The 18,353-nt window shown below is 66.2% G+C and carries 15 protein-coding genes; 11 read left to right on the forward strand and 4 right to left on the reverse strand.

Features of this window, described 5'->3' with window-relative positions:
• Positions 1 to 214 precede the first annotated feature (214 nt).
• From RTK35_RS11445 to RTK35_RS11495, 11 genes are all read left to right on the forward strand, one after another.
• Entirely contained in the window at positions 215 to 1,477 is a 1,263-nt protein-coding gene (locus tag RTK35_RS11445) for a nitrate/nitrite transporter (RefSeq protein ID WP_316908044.1), read from the forward strand.
• Positions 1,478 to 1,520: 43 nt separating this feature from the next.
• Positions 1,521 to 2,912 carry a NarK family nitrate/nitrite MFS transporter gene (locus RTK35_RS11450; protein WP_205886399.1) on the forward strand — a complete coding sequence of 464 codons (1,392 nt, stop codon included), beginning with the start codon at positions 1,521 to 1,523 and terminating at the stop codon, positions 2,910 to 2,912.
• Between the two features lie 65 nt (positions 2,913 to 2,977).
• The gene (locus RTK35_RS11455; protein WP_107329867.1) at positions 2,978 to 6,733 is read left to right on the forward strand and encodes a nitrate reductase subunit alpha; all 3,756 of its coding nucleotides are present in this window, start codon (positions 2,978 to 2,980) and stop codon (positions 6,731 to 6,733) included.
• An 11-nt stretch (positions 6,734 to 6,744) separates the two neighbouring features.
• On the forward strand, positions 6,745 to 8,283 hold the full coding sequence (narH, locus tag RTK35_RS11460) for a nitrate reductase subunit beta (protein ID WP_107329868.1): 1,539 nt from the start codon (positions 6,745 to 6,747) through the stop codon (positions 8,281 to 8,283).
• 2 nt (positions 8,284 to 8,285) lie between these two features.
• Positions 8,286 to 9,041 carry a nitrate reductase molybdenum cofactor assembly chaperone gene (gene narJ, locus RTK35_RS11465; protein WP_107329869.1) on the forward strand — a complete coding sequence of 252 codons (756 nt, stop codon included), beginning with the start codon at positions 8,286 to 8,288 and terminating at the stop codon, positions 9,039 to 9,041.
• Complete coding sequence (narI, locus tag RTK35_RS11470; protein WP_107329870.1) at positions 9,034 to 9,729, forward strand: respiratory nitrate reductase subunit gamma; 696 nt, start codon at positions 9,034 to 9,036, stop codon at positions 9,727 to 9,729. Before narJ ends, narI begins: the two co-directional genes overlap by 8 nt.
• 75 nt (positions 9,730 to 9,804) lie before the next feature.
• Positions 9,805 to 10,776 (forward strand): peptidylprolyl isomerase, encoded by a 972-nt coding sequence (locus tag RTK35_RS11475; RefSeq protein WP_279811755.1) that lies wholly within the window; start codon positions 9,805 to 9,807, stop codon positions 10,774 to 10,776.
• 26 nt (positions 10,777 to 10,802) lie between these two features.
• Positions 10,803 to 11,792, forward strand: a complete 990-nt coding sequence (moaA, locus tag RTK35_RS11480) for a GTP 3',8-cyclase MoaA (protein WP_107329872.1) — start codon at positions 10,803 to 10,805, stop codon at positions 11,790 to 11,792.
• 387 nt (positions 11,793 to 12,179) lie between these two features.
• Positions 12,180 to 14,198 (forward strand): ribonucleoside triphosphate reductase, encoded by a 2,019-nt coding sequence (locus tag RTK35_RS11485; RefSeq protein ID WP_107329873.1) that lies wholly within the window; start codon positions 12,180 to 12,182, stop codon positions 14,196 to 14,198.
• A 31-nt stretch (positions 14,199 to 14,229) separates the two neighbouring features.
• On the forward strand, positions 14,230 to 14,379 hold the full coding sequence (nrdD, locus tag RTK35_RS11490) for an anaerobic ribonucleoside-triphosphate reductase (RefSeq protein WP_107329874.1): 150 nt from the start codon (positions 14,230 to 14,232) through the stop codon (positions 14,377 to 14,379).
• 71 nt (positions 14,380 to 14,450) lie between these two features.
• Positions 14,451 to 15,173, forward strand: coding sequence for an anaerobic ribonucleoside-triphosphate reductase activating protein (locus RTK35_RS11495; RefSeq protein WP_279811753.1), 723 nt, complete (start codon positions 14,451 to 14,453; stop codon positions 15,171 to 15,173).
• A 1-nt stretch (position 15,174) separates the two neighbouring features.
• Here the strand turns inward: RTK35_RS11495 and RTK35_RS11500 are convergent, their stop codons facing one another.
• From RTK35_RS11500 to RTK35_RS11515, 4 genes are read right to left on the reverse strand one after another with little or no spacing between them, the layout of a single operon-like run.
• On the reverse strand, positions 15,175 to 16,542 hold the full coding sequence (locus tag RTK35_RS11500) for a 4Fe-4S binding protein (protein WP_279811751.1): 1,368 nt from the start codon (positions 16,540 to 16,542) through the stop codon (positions 15,175 to 15,177).
• Positions 16,539 to 17,387 carry an FTR1 family protein gene (locus RTK35_RS11505; protein WP_279811749.1) on the reverse strand — a complete coding sequence of 283 codons (849 nt, stop codon included), beginning with the start codon at positions 17,385 to 17,387 and terminating at the stop codon, positions 16,539 to 16,541. The genes RTK35_RS11500 and RTK35_RS11505 overlap by 4 nt, the downstream gene beginning before the upstream one ends.
• A 9-nt stretch (positions 17,388 to 17,396) precedes the next feature.
• Positions 17,397 to 17,717, reverse strand: coding sequence for a cupredoxin domain-containing protein (locus RTK35_RS11510; RefSeq protein WP_279811747.1), 321 nt, complete (start codon positions 17,715 to 17,717; stop codon positions 17,397 to 17,399).
• Positions 17,718 to 17,760: 43 nt separating this feature from the next.
• Entirely contained in the window at positions 17,761 to 18,297 is a 537-nt protein-coding gene (locus tag RTK35_RS11515; protein WP_165667858.1) for an iron transporter, read from the reverse strand.
• Positions 18,298 to 18,353: the final 56 nt, after the last annotated feature.

An 18,353-nucleotide genomic window follows, 5' to 3' on the forward strand; every position in this document is an offset into this window, starting at 1 on the left:
AGTTCAGGCCGTTTCCCGGTCCGTTCGGGAAGGCCTTCGTATTCATTCAAACCCTTGATTCCTAAGGGTTTATTTCCATTTTCAGGCACTATCACTTTGGTGGTAGTCCGGCAAATGGTAGGGCCACACCCCCTCTGGGCTCCTTGATTCAGGTCAAGGGAAAACAGCCCCCGGACAATAGCCTGCAGCCATGAAACCGCTTCGGAGAGCGCTCATGGCAAGCCGGAAAGTACAGCGAGGATTGGTCCTGGGGCTGAGTACCACAGCGTTCACCATCTGCTTCATGGTGTGGATGATGTTCGCGGTGCTCGGGGTCCCGATCAAGGAACTGCTGCAGCTCAACGAGACCCAGTTCGGCCTGCTGGCGTCGACCCCGGTGCTGACGGGTTCACTGGTCCGCTTGCCGCTGGGCATGCTCACCGACCGTTTCGGCGGCCGCATCGTGTTCTTCGTACTGATGTTGGTCTGCGTGGTGCCGATCTACCTGGTCGGCGAAGCCACCCAGTACTGGCAGTTCCTCACCCTCGGGCTGTTCGTCGGCCTGGCCGGCGGTTCGTTCTCGGTCGGCATCGCCTATGTCGCCAAGTGGTTCGACAAGACCAGCCAAGGCCTGGCAATGGGCATCTTCGGCGCGGGCAACGCCGGTTCGGCACTGACCAAGTTCGTCGCCCCGGCGATCATCGCTGCCGCTACTTGGCAGATGGTGCCCAAGGTGTATTCCCTGGTGATGTTCCTCACCGCGCTGGCGTTCTGGTTCCTTACCTACGAGGACAAGTCGCACCGCGTGGCCGCGAGCGTATCCCTGGCTGAACAGCTCGCCACCCTGAAGGACCCGCGCGTGTGGCGCTACTGCCAGTACTACTCGATCGTCTTCGGCGGCTACGTGGCACTGGCCCTGTGGATGACCAAGTACTACGTACAGGAGTACGGCTTCACCCTGCAGAGTGCCGCGCTGCTGGCCGCCTGCTTCTCCCTGCCGGGCGGTGTATTGCGGGCCATCGGTGGCTGGATGTCGGACCGCTGGGGCGCCCACAGCGTGACCTGGTGGGTGATGTGGGTGAGTTGGGTGTGCCTGTTCATCCTGTCCTACCCGCAGACCGACTTCACCGTGCACACCGTCGACGGACCGCGCGCCTTCCACATCGGCCTCAACGTCTGGGTGTTCACCACGCTGATGTTCGTGATGGGCATCGCCTGGGCCTTCGGCAAGGCTTCGGTATTCAAGTACATCTCCAACGAATTCCCCGATCGCATGGGCGCCGTGTCCGGCATCGTCGGTCTCGCCGGCGGCCTGGGCGGCTTCGTCCTGCCGATCCTCTTCGGCGCTCTGGTGGACCTCACCGGCGTGCGCAGCTCCTGCTTCATGCTGATGTACGGCGTGGTCTGGGTCTCCCTGATCTGGATGTACCTCAGCGAAGTTCGCAAAACCCCGGTCATGGGCTCCGGGTCCACCGGCCCCATGAATTCCGCATCCTGACGCTGCTAGGAGACCGAGCATGTCCGCAACCAAGAACCCGACCATGGGACAGCCGCCCCGGCAAGGGCCGGTCATCGAGGACTGGCGCCCCGAGGACCCGCACTTCTGGGGAGCCACCGGCAAGACCATCGCCACCCGTAACCTGTGGATCTCGATTCCCGCACTGTTCCTGGCCTTCGCCGTGTGGATGGTGTGGAGCACGGTGATCGTGCGCCTGAACGCCATCGGCTTCACCTTCAGCACCGACGAGCTGTTCTGGCTGGCGGCGCTGCCGGGGCTGTCCGGGGCGACCTTCCGCATCTTCTATTCCTTCATGGTGCCGGTGTTCGGCGGGCGCCGCTGGACCGCACTGAGCACCGCATCGCTGCTGATCCCCTCGATCTGGATGGGCTTGGCGGTGCAGGACCCGACCACGCCCTACAGCGTGTTCGTGCTGATCGCGCTGCTGTGCGGCTTCGGTGGCGGCAACTTCGCCTCGTCCATGTCCAACATCAGCTTCTTCTATCCCAAGGCCCAGCAGGGCACAGCGCTCGGGTTGAACGCCGGACTCGGCAACCTTGGCGTGTCGGCCATGCAGTTCCTGGTACCGCTGGTTATCGGCTTTGGCCTCTTCGGTGTCGTCGGAGGCGCGCCCCAGGAACTGGCTGATGGCAGCAAGCTGTGGTTGCAGAACGCCGGGCTGGTCTGGGTGCCGCTGATCGCCCTGGTGACTCTGGCGGCCTGGTTCGGCATGAACGACCTGGCCTCGGCCCGTGCCTCCTTTGCTGAGCAGGCGGTGATCTTCACCCGCAAGCACAACTGGCTGATGTGCTGGCTGTACCTGGCCACCTTCGGTTCCTTCATCGGTTTCGCTGCCGCCTTCCCGCTGCTGATCAAGACCTCGTTCCCGGACGTGATGGCCCTCAAATTCGCCTTCCTCGGCCCGCTGGTCGGTGCCCTGGTACGCCCACTGGGCGGCTGGGTGGCGGACAAGCTCGGCGGTGCACGGGTCACCCTGGTGAACTTCGTGGTGATGATCGCCGCAGTGTTCGGGGTCATCGCCTTCCTGCCGCAGAACGGGCAGGGCGGGAACTTCTACGGCTTCCTGGCGATGTTCATGCTGCTGTTCGTCACCACCGGCATCGGCAACGGCTCCACCTTCCGCATGATCCCGGTGATCTTCCGCACCCTCCACGAGCGGCTGAGCGCCGGCCATGGTGCCGAGCAGCGCGAGCAGGCACTCAAGGCCGCCGGCAAGGAATCCGCAGCGGTGCTCGGTTTCAGCTCGGCCATCGGTGCCTTCGGCGCCTTCTTCATTCCCAAATCCTTCGGCACCTCCATCGCCCTCACCGGCGGGCCCGAGGTCGCTCTGTACCTGTTCGTCGCCTACTACGTCAGCTGCATCCTGGTCACCTGGTGGTGGTACTCGCGCAAAGGGGCGGAAACCCCCTGCTAGCCCGCACACCCCGAGAACAACGACGAGTGCGGAGCCGTCCGCACTCAGCCTGAGAGGAAGAGAAAATGAGCCACATACTCGACCAGCTGCGTTTCTTCAATCGCAAGCAGGGGGAGTTCGCCGACGGTCATGGCGAGACCCGCAAGGAGTCGCGTGACTGGGAGAACGTCTACCGTTCACGCTGGCAATACGACAAGATCGTGCGTTCCACCCACGGGGTGAACTGCACCGGTTCCTGCTCCTGGAAGATCTACGTCAAGAACGGTCTGATCACCTGGGAAACCCAGCAGACCGATTACCCGCGTACCCGTGACGACCTGCCCAACCACGAGCCCCGTGGCTGCCCGCGCGGCGCCAGCTACAGCTGGTACATCTACAGCGCCAACCGGCTGAAGTATCCCAAGGTGCGCAAGCCGCTGCTCAAGCTGTGGCGCGAGGCACGCCGCACCCTGGCGCCGGTGGAGGCCTGGGCCAGCATCGTCAGTGATCCGGTCAAGGCGGAGAGCTACAAGAGCAAGCGCGGCATGGGCGGCTTCGTGCGCTCCACCTGGAGCGAGGTCAACGAGATCATCGCCGCCGCCAACGTCTACACCGTGAAGAAGTTCGGGCCGGACCGCGTGGTCGGCTTCTCACCGATCCCGGCCATGTCGATGGTCAGCTACGCCGCCGGCTCCCGTTACCTGTCGCTGCTGGGCGGCGTGTGCCTGAGCTTCTATGACTGGTACTGCGACCTGCCGCCGTCCTCGCCGCAGGTGTGGGGCGAGCAGACCGACGTGCCGGAATCGGCCGACTGGTACAACTCCAACTACATCATCGCCTGGGGCTCCAACGTCCCGCAGACCCGCACGCCCGACGCGCACTTCTTCACCGAGGTCCGCTACAAGGGCACCAAGACCGTGGCCATCACCCCGGACTACGCCGAGGTGGCCAAGCTCACCGACCTCTGGCTCAACCCCAAGCAGGGCACCGACGCGGCGCTGGCCCAGGCCTTCACCCACGTCATCTTCAAAGAGTTCCACCTGGAGAAGCCCAGCGCCTACTTCACCGACTACGCCAAGCGCTACACCGACCTGCCGATGCTTGTGCTGCTGCAAGAGAAGGACGGCCGCTACCAGGCCGACCGCTTCCTGCGGGCCAGCGACCTGACCGACGACCTGGGCCAGGCCAACAACCCCGAATGGAAGACCATCGCCGTCGACGCCTCGGGCGAACTGGTCTCTCCCCAAGGCTCCATCGGCTACCGCTGGGGCGAGAAGGGCAAGTGGAACATCGAAGCCCGCGAAGGCGGGGCCGGGCGTGACGTCGACCTCACACTCAGCCTGATCGACAGCGGCGAAGCGGCCGAGGTGGCCTTCCCGTATTTCGGCGGCCTGAGCCACGAGCACTTTGCCCATGCAGAAGGTGACGAAATCCAGCTGCGCCGCGTTCCGGTGCGCACCGTGACCCTGGCCGACGGCCGCCAGGCCCGCGTGGCCAGCGTGTTCGACCTGATGGCTGCCAACCTGGGCATCGACCGTGGTCTGGGCGGTGCCAACGTCGCCAGCAACTATGACGACGACCGCGTGCCGGGCACCCCGGCCTGGCAGGAGAAAATCACCGGCGTCAGCCGCGAGAAGGCCATCCAGATCGCCCGCGAGTTCGCCGACAACGCCGACAAGACCAAGGGGCGTTCCATGATCATCGTCGGCGCGGCGATGAACCACTGGTACCACATGGACATGAACTACCGCGGCCTGATCAACATGCTCATGTTGTGCGGCTGCGTAGGCCAGACCGGAGGTGGCTGGGCCCACTACGTCGGCCAGGAGAAGCTGCGTCCCCAGTGCGGCTGGTTGCCCCTGGCGTTCGGCCTGGACTGGCACCGTCCGCCCCGGCAGATGAACGGCACCAGCTTCTTCTACAACCACAGCTCCCAGTGGCGCCACGAGAAGATGAGCATCCACGAGGTGCTCTCGCCCCTGGCCGACAAGGCCAGCTACCCCGAGCACATGCTCGACTACAACATCCGCGCCGAGCGCGCCGGCTGGCTCCCCAGCGCCCCGCAGCTGAACCGCAACCCGCTGCAGATCACCCGCGATGCCGTCGCCGCCGGCATGGACGTCAAGGACTACGTGGTGCAGTCGCTGCACAACGGCTCGCTGCGCTTCGCCTGCGAACAGCCCGACAACCCGGTGAACTTCCCACGCAACCTGTTCATCTGGCGCTCCAATCTGCTGGGCAGCTCCGGCAAGGGGCACGAGTACATGCTCAAGTACCTGCTCGGGACCCGTAACGGCGTGATGAACGAGGACCTGGGTAAGCGCGGCGGCTTCAAGCCGACCGAGGCCGAGTGGGTGGAAGAGGGCGCCATCGGCAAGCTCGACCTGGTCACCACGCTCGACTTCCGCATGTCCTCCACCTGCGTGTATTCCGACATCGTCCTGCCGACCGCGACCTGGTACGAGAAGGACGACATGAACACCTCGGACATGCACCCCTTCATCCACCCGCTGTCGGCTGCCATCGACCCCGCCTGGGAGGCCCGCTCCGACTGGGAGATCTACAAGGGCATCGCCAAGGCGTTCTCCGAGATGGCGGTCAAGCACCTGGGGGTGGAACAGGACCTGGTCAGCGTACCGCTGCTCCACGACACCCCCGGCGAACTGGCGCAGCCCTTCGGCGGCGGCGACTGGAAAACTGCAGGCCAGGCCCCGCAGCCCGGCAAGAACTGCCCGAACTTCACCGTGGTGGAGCGCGACTACCCCAGCCTCTACAAGAAGTTCAGCTCCCTCGGCCCGCTGCTGGACAAGCTGGGCAACGGCGGCAAGGGCATCACCTGGAACACCGAGCAGGAAGTCGAGTTCCTCGGCAAGCTCAACTACAAGGTCCGCGAAGAAGGCGTCAGCCAGGGTCGCCCCCGGATCGACACCGCCATCGACGCCGCCGAGGTGATCCTCGCCCTGGCGCCGGAAACCAACGGCCATGTGGCGGTCAAGGCCTGGGCGGCGCTGTCGGAGTTCACCGGCCGCGACCATACCCACCTGGCCAAATCCAAGGAACACGAGGCCATCCGCTTCCGTGACATCCAGGCCCAGCCGCGCAAGATCATTTCCAGCCCGACCTGGTCCGGCCTCGAGGACGAACACGTCTCCTACAACGCCGGCTACACCAACGTCCACGAACTGATCCCGTGGCGCACCCTGACCGGCCGCCAGCAGTTCTACCAGGACCACCCCTGGATGCTGGCCTTCGGCGAAGGGCTGCAGAGCTACCGGCCGCCGATCAACACCCGCTCCACGGGCTATGTGAACGGGAAGATGCCCAACGGCAACCCGGAGATCTGCCTGAACTGGATCACCCCGCACCAGAAGTGGGGCATCCACAGCACCTACAGCGACAACCTGATCATGCTGACCCTGAGTCGGGGCGGCCCGATCGTGTGGATGAGCGAGATCGACGCGAAGAAGGTCGGCATCGAGGACAACGACTGGATCGAGTGCTTCAACGCCAACGGCGCGCTGACCGCCCGCGCGGTGGTCAGCCAGCGGGTCAAGGAGGGCATGGTGATGATGTACCACGCCCAGGAACGCATCGTGAACGTGCCCGGCGCCGAGAGCACCCAGACCCGTGGCGGCCACCACAACTCCGTGACCCGCGTGGTGCTCAAGCCCACCCACATGATCGGGGGCTATGCCCAACTGGCCTACGGCTTCAACTACTACGGCACCGTCGGCTGCAACCGCGACGAGTTCGTGGTGGTGAGAAAAATGAACAAGGTGGACTGGCTGGATGGCCCCAACGGCGATGCCCTGCCACAACCGCTGCCGACCGAGATTGAGTGAGGAGTTAAGCCATGAAGATCCGTTCGCAAGTCGGCATGGTCCTGAACCTGGACAAATGCATCGGCTGCCACACCTGCTCGATCACCTGCAAGAACGTCTGGACCAGCCGCGAAGGCATGGAGTACGCCTGGTTCAACAACGTCGAGACCAAGCCCGGCATCGGCTACCCCAAGGAGTGGGAGAACCAGGAGAAGTGGAAGGGCGGCTGGGTCCGCAACCGCGATGGTTCGATCAACCCGCGCATTGGCGGCAAGTTCAGGGTCCTGGCCAACATCTTCTCCAACCCGGACCTGCCCTCCATCGACGACTACTACGAGCCGTTCGACTTCGACTACCAGCACCTGCACACCGCGCCGCTGGGTAACCACCAGCCAGTGGCCCGGCCTCGCTCGGTGATCTCCGGCCAGCGCATGGAGAAGATCGAGTGGGGGCCCAACTGGGAGGAAATCCTCGGCACCGAGTTCGCCAAACGGCGCAAGGACAAGAACTTCGACAAGGTCCAGGCCGACATCTACGGCGAGTACGAGAACACCTTCATGATGTACCTGCCGCGCCTGTGCGAGCACTGCCTCAACCCGGCGTGCGCGGCCTCCTGCCCGAGCGGGGCGATCTACAAGCGCGAAGAGGACGGCATCGTCCTGATTGACCAGGAGAAGTGCCGGGGCTGGCGCATGTGCATCAGCGGCTGCCCGTACAAGAAGATCTACTTCAACTGGAAGAGCGGGAAATCCGAGAAGTGCATCTTCTGCTACCCGCGCATCGAAGCCGGCATGCCCACCGTGTGCTCGGAAACCTGCGTTGGGCGCATCCGCTACCTTGGCGTGCTGCTGTACGACGCCGACCGCATCCACGAGGTGGCCAGCACGCCGAGCGAGCAGGACCTGTACCAGAAGCAGCTGGAAATCTTCCTCGACCCGAACGACCCCACGGTCATCGAGCAGGCCCTGAAGGACGGCGTGCCCCTGTCGGTCATCGAAGCCGCGCAGAAGTCGCCGGTGTACAAGCTGGCAGTTGACTGGCAACTGGCCCTGCCGCTGCACCCGGAGTACCGCACGCTGCCGATGGTCTGGTACGTGCCGCCGCTGTCTCCGATCCAGAACGCCGCCGCCAAGGGCAGCGTGAGCATGGACGGCGTGCTGCCGGACGTGGACAGCCTGCGCATCCCGGTGCGTTACCTGGCCAACCTGCTCACCGCCGGTGACGAGCAGCCCGTCAAGTTGGCGCTCAAGCGCCTGCTGGCGATGCGTGCCTACAAGCGTGCCGAACAAGTGGACGGCGTGCAGGACCTCAAGGTGCTGGAATCGGTCGGGCTGAGCGTGGCGCAGTGCGAGGACATGTACCGCTACCTCGCCATCGCCAACTACGAAGACCGCTACGTGATCCCCTCGGCCCACCGCGAAGAGGCCATGAGCGACGCCTTCGCCGAGCGTTCCGGCTGTGGCTTCAGCTTCGGCAGCGGCTGCAGCGGTGCTTCGGACCTGAACATGTTCGGTGCCAAGAAGGCCAACCGGCGCGACGTCCTCAAGACCGTCCAGCTGTGGGAGGACTGAGCATGAAGATTCTCAAGGTGATTTCCCTGTTGCTGGACTACCCGGACGAGGCGCTGTGTGGCGCCCATGCCGAACTGGACGCCGCCATCAGTGGCGCCCGGGAGATCAGCCCGGACCAGCGCGACTCGCTGCTGCGACTGCTCGACGAACTCGTCCGAGACGACCTGATGGACGTCCAGGAGCGCTACACCGAGCTGTTCGATCGGGGCCGGGCCCTGTCCCTGCTGCTGTTCGAACACGTCCATGGCGAATCCCGCGACCGCGGCCAGGCCATGGTCGACCTGATGGCTCAGTACGAGGCGGCCGGCTTTGCCATCGGCGTCCGCGAGCTGCCCGATTACATCCCGCTCTACCTGGAGTACCTGGCCAGCCGCGACGACCTGGAGGCACGCGAAGGGCTGGCCGACGTGGCGCACCTGCTGGCCCTGCTGGCGGCGCGCCTGGAGGAGCGGATGAGCCCCTACGCAGCCTGTTTCCGCGCCTTGCTGCAGATCGCCGGCGAGCAACCGGCCTCGGCGGTGGCCGAGGTCCGCGAGCAGGTGGCGAGCGAGCCGCGCGACGACAGTCTGGAGGCGCTGGACAAGCTGTGGGAAGAGGAGGCCGTGGACTTACTCAAGGCCGAGCAGCAGGAACGTTGCCCGAGCCAGGCCACGCGGCCGGGCAAGGTCCGCGAAGAAGTGCCGGTGCCACTGCACTGGATCGATTTCAAGCAGGACGGGGCGGCCACTGTGCCGGCCCAGGAGGTGCGTAATGGCTAACCTGAACTTCCTCGCCTTCGGCGTTTACCCCTATATCGCCCTGGCGATCTGCCTGATCGGCAGTTGGGCCCGCTTCGACCTGTCGCAGTACAGCTGGAAGGCTGGCTCCAGCCAGATCTTCAACCGGACGCCGGCCGAACACCGCTACATGCGGATCGCCAGCAACCTGTTCCACATCGGCGTGCTGTTCGTCCTGGCCGGCCACTTCGTCGGCCTGCTGACCCCGGCCTCGGTCTACCACCATCTCATCAGCACCGAGCACAAGCAGCTGCTGGCGATGGTATCGGGTGGCTTCTTCGGCGGGTTGTGCCTGATCGGCCTGCTGATGCTGCTCAAGCGCCGCCTGAGCGATGCGCGGGTGCGGGCCAGCTCCAGCGGCTCCGACATCCTCGTGCTGGTTGTGCTGCTGGTGCAGTTGCTGCTGGGCCTGAGCACCATCTACGCCTCCACGCACCACATGGACGGCTCGGTGATGGTCATGCTGGCCGACTGGGCGCAATACACCGTGACCCTGCAACCCCAGCAGGCCGCCGCTGCCATCGCGCCGGTGGGCCTGGTGTACAAGCTGCACGTGTTCCTCGGCCTGACCCTGTTCGTGCTGTTCCCCTTCAGCCGTCTGGTGCACATCGTCAGCGCACCGGTCTGGTACCTGGGGCGGCGCTACCAGATCGTCCGGCAGAAGGCCTGAAGGGCCGGCCCGGAGAAACCCCGTGGGCAAGGCCGCAGGCGCTTGCCCACCCCCTGAATGATGTGGAGGTGTGCGATGGGATGTGGATGTGGCGGTAACGGCAATGGCGGCGGCGGTTGCGCCGGTGGTGTCAGCCCGGTAGTGGCAGACGTGGACAAGGCCGGCGTGCAGGCCTACGAGCCGCCGCCCCAGCCGGACGAGCAGGCCAGCAGCGAGGAGGACGGCGAAGACGAGCCGGCCCCCGAGTTGATCGCCAGCAGCGAGCAGGAATGGCCGCGGATCAAGGTCAATGGCCTGGCCATCGCCCCCGAGGCCATCGCCCAGGAGCTGCAGTACCACCCGGCGGCCACGCGGCAGGAGGCGATCTTCCTGGCCAGCCAGGCCCTGGTGATCCGCGAGCTGCTGCAGCAGCGCATCCAGGCGCTGCAGATCCAGGTGCGGCCGGCTGCTGGCGAGAGCGAGGAAGAGGCAGCCACCCAAGCACTGATCGAGCGCGAAGTGACCCTGCCGCTGGCTGACGCGAGCACCCGCCGCGACTATTTCGAGCGCAACCGCCAGCGCTATGCCAGCGCGCCGCTGCTGGCAGTGCGGCACATCCTGCTGGACTGTCCGGCAGATGACGCGCAAGAGCGCAGCCGCCTGCGCGAGCAGGCCCAGTCGCTCATCGAGGAGCTGCGGGAGCGGCCCGGTCGCTTCGACGAAATCGCCCAGGCGCACTCGGCCTGCCCGTCGAAGGCACAGGGCGGCGCCCTGGGACAGATCAGCCAGGGGCAAACGGTGCCCGAGTTCGAACGGCAGCTGTTCCGCCTGCCGGAAGGCCTCGCCGTACAACCCCTGGAGAGCCGCTACGGCTTTCACGTGGTGTGGGTGGAGCAGCGCATCGAGGGGCAGTTGCTGCCCTTCGAAGCGGTTGAGGCCGCCATCGGTGCCGAGCTGGACCAGCGCGTCTGGCAAGTTGCCGTGGCGCAGTACCTGAAGAACCTGGTGGGCGAGGCGGACATCCAGGGCATCGTCCTCGACGGCGCCGACAGCCCCCTGTTGCAGTAAACCGGCCCAAGGGCCTGGGGAGAACCATGAGCAGCCTGTTGCAGGACGGCTTCGGCCGCAGCATCGACTACCTTCGCCTGTCGGTCACCGACCGCTGCGATTTCCGCTGCGTCTACTGCATGGCCGAGGACATGACCTTTCTCCCGCGCCAGCAGGTGCTGACGCTGGAGGAACTGGAGCGCACCGCGCGGCTTTTCGTGGCCCAGGGCACCCGCAAGATCCGCCTCACCGGCGGCGAGCCGCTGGTACGTCCGGGAGTGGTGGGCCTCTGCCAGCGCCTCGCCGCGCTGCCCGGATTGCGTGAGCTGGTGATGACCACCAACGGCTCGCAACTGCACAGGCTGGCCAGGCCCCTGGCCGATGCTGGCGTCAGGCGCCTCAACATCAGCCTCGACAGCCTGCGCCCCGAGCGTTTCCGCGCCATCACCCGCACGGGGGAGCTGAGCCAGGTGTTGGCCGGCATCGAAGCGGCACAGGCGGCCGGGTTCACCAACCTCAAGCTGAATGCCGTGGTGATGCAGGGACGCAACGCCGACGAAGTGCTGGACCTGGTGCGTTTCGTCCTGGACCGGGGCCTGGACATCAGCTTCATCGAGGAAATGCCCCTGGGGCAGGTGGGCCGTGATCGCGGCGAGAGCTACTGCTCCAGTGACTGGATCCGCACGCGAATCGCCGAGCACTACAGCCTGATCGACAGCGCTGAACAGAGCGGCGGGCCGGCCCGCTATGTACGCTTGCAGGACTACCCCGACAGCCGCATCGGCTTCATCTCGCCCCACAGCCACAACTTCTGCGCCACCTGCAACCGGGTCCGCGTCACAGTGGAAGGGCGCCTGCTGCTTTGCCTGGGACACGAACATTCGATCGATCTGCGCGGCCTGTTGCGGCGCCACCCCTGTGACGACGAACCGGTACTGGCGGCCATCCGCCAGGCCTTGCTGCGCAAGCCCTTGCGCCATGAATTCGACACCGGTGACGTGCAGGTCCTGCGCTTCATGAACGCCACCGGCGGCTGACTGTTCCCTCTGGCCCCTTGCTGGGCTTAGCCACGCCTCCCGGCCGGGTCTGGTCCGGGAGCCGTGGCTTTTTTATCCCGGCCGCACCCTCGGCTGTCACGACTGCCCACGAAAGGGCCCGTCGACCTCCCTCTGCCCAGCGATTGCCGTGCTCATCCGAGTGGTACGGCGGGCCCTGCACGTACAGCGTGAGCATCCGGTACAGGCGTTGGGACGGGGCAGGGCGCCCTCGCTTGGAAGCCGATCACGGTTGTACGCCCCCCCTAAACCTGCTCCGGCAAAACTTGACCACGGTCAATTTGCAAAGACCCTTCGCAGGTAGATTACACAGCATATTGTGTTTTAAATCCTATAAAGCAACTAGATGATGTGTTCAGGGGGTTCGCAATGTATCTCGAAAAGTGGCCGTACCGGCCGCTGATCCTGCTCAAGCGCGACGGCAGCGAAGTACCGTTCGACGCATCCAAGATCGAGCGCGCCATTGCCGCCGCCGGCGAAGCCAGTGGCCAGTTCGGCGTCTCGGAGGCGCGAGCGCTGACCGAGGCGGTGCTGGCTCGCCTGCTGGAGTACCGCACGCTGGACGTGGAGCAGGTGCAGGACCGGGTCGAGCGGGTGCTGATGGAGGCGGGCTACTACGAGACGGCCCGCGCCTACATCGTCTACCGCGAGCGCCATGGCCGCCTGCGGCGCGACCGCAAGCAACTGATCGACGTGGCCGCCTCGATGAACGAATACCTGTCCCGCGAGGACTGGCGGGTGCAGGCCAACGCCAACCAGGGCTATTCCCTGGGCGGGCTGATCCTCAACGTGTCGGGCAAGGTCACCGCCAACTACTGGCTGGACGAGGTGTACGGGCCGGAGATCGGCCGGGCCCACCGCGAGGCCGACCTGCATATCCATGACCTCGACATGCTCGCCGGCTACTGCGCCGGCTGGTCGCTGCGCAGCCTGCTGAACGAGGGGCTCAACGGCGTCCCCGGACGGGTGGAGGCCGGGGCGCCCAGGCACCTCTCCAGTGCCCTGGGGCAGATGGTCAACTTCCTCGGCACCCTGCAGAACGAATGGGCCGGGGCGCAGGCCTTCAGCTCTTTCGACACCTACCTGGCGCCCTATGTGCGCCAGGACAGCCTGGACTACGCCCAGGTGCGCCAGGCGCTGCAGGAGTTCATCTACAACCTCAACGTGCCGTCGCGCTGGGGCACCCAGACGCCCTTCACCAACCTGACCTTCGACTGGGTCTGCCCCGAGGACCTGCGCGAGCAGGTGCCGGTGATCGCCGGCCAGGAGATGCCATTCTGCTACGGCGACCTACAGGCCGAGATGGACCTGATCAACCGGGCCTACATCGAGGTGATGATGGCCGGCGACGCCAAGGGCCGGGTGTTCACCTTCCCGATCCCGACCTACAACATCACCCACGACTTCCCCTGGGACAGCTACAACGCCACGCGGCTGTTCGACATGACCGCCCGCTATGGCCTGCCGTACTTCCAGAACTTCCTCAACTCGGACATGCAGCCCAACCAGGTGCGCTCGATGTGCTGCCGCCTGCAACTGGACGTGCGCGAGCTGCTCAAGCGCGGCAACGGCCTGTTCGGCTCGGCGGAGCAGACCGGCTCCCTCGGCGTGGTGACCCTCAATTGCGCACGCCTGGGGTATCGCCACCGGCAGGACCTGCCCGGCCTGCTGCAGCGCCTGGATGAACTGCTGGACCTGGCCTACGAGAGCCTGGAAGTGAAGCGCAAGGTGATCCAGCACCACATGGACGCCGGGCTGTACCCCTACACCCGGCGCTACCTGGGGACGCTGCGCAACCACTTCTCCACCATCGGGGTGAACGGCCTGCACGAAATGCTGCGCAACTTCAGCGACGACCGCGACGGCATGCACACCCAGGATGGGTTGGAACTGGCCCTGCAGGTGCTCGACCACGTGCGCAGTCGCCTGGTGACGTTCCAGGAACGCAGCGGCCACCTCTACAACCTGGAGGCCACGCCGGCCGAAGGCACCACCTACCGCTTCGCCAAGGAAGACCTCAAGCGCTGCCCCGGCATTCTCCAGGCCGGCACACCCGAGGCGCCTTACTACACCAACTCCTCGCAGTTGCCGGTCGGCTTCACCGACGACCCGTTCGAAGCCCTCGCGCTGCAAGACGCGCTGCAGTGCAAATACACCGGCGGCACTGTGCTGCACCTGTACATGGCCGAGCGGATTTCCTCGGCGCAGGCCTGCAAGCAGCTCGTCCGCACCGCGCTCTCGCGGTTCCGCCTGCCGTACCTGACCGTCACGCCGACCTTCTCCATCTGCCCGGTACACGGCTACCTGGCCGGCGAGCACGAGTTCTGCCCCAAGTGCGACGAAGCGCTGCTGCTCGAGCACGCCTGCTGCGGCGCCTGCGGCGGTTGATCCCTACCATTCCCACCCAAGGAGCCATCCCATGGATGCCAACGTGAAACACCCGCAAGCCCAGCGCCAGCGCTGTGAGGTCTGGACCCGTGTAATGGGCTATCACCGCCCGGTCACGGCCTTCAACCCCGGCAAGCAGTCGGAACACCGCGAGCGCCAGCACTTCGCCGAGCCTCGCTGAGCCCAGCCCGAAGAGCCCGGACCATCGTGGATGGTCCGGGCTTCGCCATGCCTGTCCTCGGAGCCACGACCATGCCTCCTTCTCCCGTGCACCCTGCCCACCAAGCCCTGCGCATCGGCGGGCTGCAACCGATGACCACCCTCGACTACCCCGACCACCTGGCCTGCGTGCTGTTCTGCCAGGGCTGTGCCTGGCGCTGCCGCTATTGCCACAATCCCGAGCTGATTCGCTGCGGCGGTCCCACCGAGTGGAGCTGGAACCGTGTGCTGGGTTTTCTTCGCCAGCGCCAGGGCCTGCTCCAGGCGGTGGTGTTCTCGGGCGGCGAGGCGACCCTGCAACGCTCCCTGCCAGATGCCATGCAGCGGGTACGTGAGCTGGGTTTCAAGGTCGGCCTGCACAGCGCCGGGATCAAGCCGGCGTCCTTCGCCCGCGCCCTGGGCCAGGCCGACTGGGTCGGTTTCGACGTCAAGGCACTGGAAGAAGAGGCGGCGCTGATCACCGGCGTCACCGGCAGCGGCCAGGCCAACTGGCGCAGCCTGGAGCTGCTGCTGGACAGCGGGGTGGCCCACGAATGCCGGACCACGGTGCATTGGGACCTGCTGGACTGCCGGCGCCTGCAGCGTCTGGCCGAACGCTTGGCGGCGCTGGGAGTGCGGCACTTCGCGGTGCAATTGGCCCGCCCCCAGCAGATGCTCGACGGCACCCTGACGGCCGCCGCCACTCCGGTGCAGGCGGCCGAACTGTGGCCCTATTTCGAGCAGTTGTTCGAGCGTTTCGAACTGCGCAGGGGCTGACTCACCAGGCGTAGAACTGCAACCACCAGCCATAACCGGCCAGCGCGTTGCCCAGGGCCAGCGCGCCAAGCGGCGCCAGACGCCGCAGGCCGGGCACGGCCGCACAGACCCGCACGCCCAGCCACAGGCTCCAGGTGATCGCCAGGGCGAGCAGGGCGACCCGGGCCGAGCCGGCCCAGGGCAAAGCCAGACCTTCGTAGCGCAGCAGCTTGAGGGTGGTGGCCGTGAGCCCCAGGAACAGGCCCGCCGCGCCGGTCGGCACCAGGCACAGCGCCAGGTGGCGGGCAAATTCCACCGAGCGCCCTGCCAACCGGGACCCGGCAAGCAGCAGCAGGTGCAAGGTACCGCCCAGCAGCAGGGCGCTGGCCCCCAGGTAGAGGCAGATACTCAGGCCATCCAGCCAGGTGAAGGCGTCATTCACCTGCGGGTAGTGGGTCAGCACCCACCACGGCGCACTGGCCTCCAAGGGCCAGAACTGCCCGGTTTCCACCAGCCACTCGGCCAGGATCTGTTTCATGGCGATGAACCAGGGGCTGACCGTCCACTGGAAGGCCCCCATGGCCAGGCCCATCACTCCGTAGAGCAGCAGGCGGGTTTCCCAGCGGTTGTCCGCCGCGTTGCCGAAGTGGACGATCTCGTCGCACCCGGACCGGGCTATCAGGCGCACGGCACCGCGCTGGCCACTGCAACGACCGCAGGCATGGCAGGCCGATGCGCCGCGCATGCGGCGGATATCCAGCAACGGTGCGCAATTGGGCGGCGACAGGTGGGGCGGCGGGTTGGCCTGCCACTGGGCCTCGTCCACGCGGAAATGCACCGGGGCCAGCTTGGCCAGCAGGGCAAACACCCCGCTGACAGGGCACAGGTAGCGGCACCACACGCGCTTGCCGCGACCGTACAGCCAGCCCACCAGCATGGCCGCCAGGGTCGAACCGCCGAGGATCAGCAACGCTGCCTGGGCGTAGTCGTACACGCTGATCAACTGGCCGTAGAGGGTGGTCAGCAAGAAACCCAGGGTCGGCCAGCCGCCCCAGCGCATCCAGCGCGGCACGCCGCCGCCGCGGCCATGTCGGCTGGCCCACTCGCTGAGGGCACCTTCGGGACACAGCAGGCCGCACCAGAGTCGGCCGAACAGCACCACCGAAAGCAGCACGAAGGGCCACCAGATGCCCCAGAACACGAACTGGGCCAGCAGCACCAGGTTGCCGAGGATGCGGGCCTGGTTGTCCGGCAACGGGGCGAAGGCGGGCACCACCAGCAGCACGGCGTAGAACAGCACCACGGACCATTGCAACCGACGCACCAACGGTGCGTGGTGGCGCAGGCCGTCGCCGAGGGCTCCGAGGGCGTGATTCAACGCGGCCTTCATGCCGGGCTCCGCTCACCCTCGGCAGGAGCGGGCACGCGCCGCCAGTACCAGGCCACCAGCCAGAAGCCGGCCAGTAACACCAGCGCGGCAGCGGACGGCATGGCCCGGTAGCCGGTGAGACTGGCCACCAGGCTACCCAGGCGCGAGCCATCGTCCAGCCAAGCGGAGCTGTCCCAGAGCGGATCGCCGAGCCAGGCATAGAGCGGCTCGGGAAGGTCCAGGCCCATCAATTGGCCGCTGGCGCGATCCAGGGCGTTCATCAGCATGGCTCCGCCGAGTAACAGCAGCAGCGTCTCGCTGATCAGAAAGAAGCGTCGCCAGTCCAGCAGGCGGCTGCCCGCCTGGAGCAGGGCGAAGCTGGCCAGGCCCAGCAGGCCGCCGAGCAGCGAACCAGCGAGCATCTGGCCTGCACTGGCCGACCCGGCTGCGCCGTAGAGGAAGATGGCGATCTCGCTGCCTTCGCGGGCGACCGCGAGGGCTGCCAGCAAAGCCAGAGCCGTTTGCCGTCCCTGGGCCAGCGCCAGGGCGGCGCGGTGCTCCAGTTGTCGGCGCAGCTGGCGGCCATTGCGCGCCATCCACACCACCATCTGCAGGATCAGCAAGCTGGCCAGGGCGCTCATGCCCGCCTGGAACCATTCGCCAGCAGTGCCGCTCATCCAGTTGCCGGCCACCAGCATCAGCAGGGCCAGCAGCCCGGCCAGTGCCGCACCGCCGGCGACGCCGATCCAGAGCAGGCGCAAGGCGCGGCGCCCTTCGGGTTGACGGCTCAGCCAGGCATACAGCAGGCCGACCACCAGCAACGCCTCGACGCTTTCGCGCCAGACGATCAACAGTGCCTGTTCCATGTCCGCTCCTTACTGCGCCTCGATGTAGCCGGGCGGCAGATCGAGGTGAAAATCATCGAAAAAGCCATAGCGGCCGGGTTTGAGCGGGTGGATGACGACGAAGGAGCTGACTCCGGGGCCCAGGACCTTTTCCACCCGCAAGGGCAGGCTCTCGAACTCCACCGGGCCCTGGCCGCGGTTGTGCACGTTGATCTTGAAACGCTGCCCGGCCGGCACCACGAGGCTGGGCGGGGTGAAATGGCCGTCGCGGATCTCCAACTCATAGCTGGGCAACGGCGCTCCCGAGGCTGGCAGGGCCAGCATGAGGAGGAGGGCGGGGAAGGCTCTCATCAGGGTCTCCGGCACGGGCGCGCGGGGTGGCGCGCCGTGGGTCTCAGTAGCCGCCTTTCTTGCCGATGCCGGCGTAGGTGAAGCGGTAGGTGAGTTCGCAGGGTTCGAACCAGGCGGGCACACCGGTCTCCTTGTCGGTATGCCGGCCGAAGGCGTGGTCGTGGCCGCTACCGGGTGACGCCACACGGTAGGTGAGTTGGTACTGGCCAGGGCCATCCAGCTTCACGTTGTCGCCGTAGTGCGGGCCATCGCTGGCGACCATGGCGTGGAAGTCGCCCTCGATCACCCTGTCGCTGCCGACCCGTTGCAGGCGGTAGGCGACGGTCAGATAAGGCACGAAGCTGCCTTCCTGGAAGCCGTGGCGATTGCTCTCCAGGGCGCGTACGTCCGCCTCCATGTGCACATCGGACTCGGCAGCCGGACGCATCATGCCGGGCGGGTCCATCTCGATGGGTTGCAGGTACACGGCACCGACTTCCATGCCGGCGCATTGCTGGGGTTCGCCTATGGGGTATTCGCGAGCCGAGGCAAAGGGCAGGGCCAGCAGGGCGGCAAGGGGGAGCAGGGTGAGCGGCTTCATGCTGCGGTCTTCCTGTATGGAGGAGGGTGGCGGCAGCTTAGGGAGTGCGAAGGCAA

It is taken from the genome of Pseudomonas sp. zfem003, from assembly GCF_032621675.1.
GTDB lineage: Bacteria > Pseudomonadota > Gammaproteobacteria > Pseudomonadales > Pseudomonadaceae > Metapseudomonas > Metapseudomonas otitidis.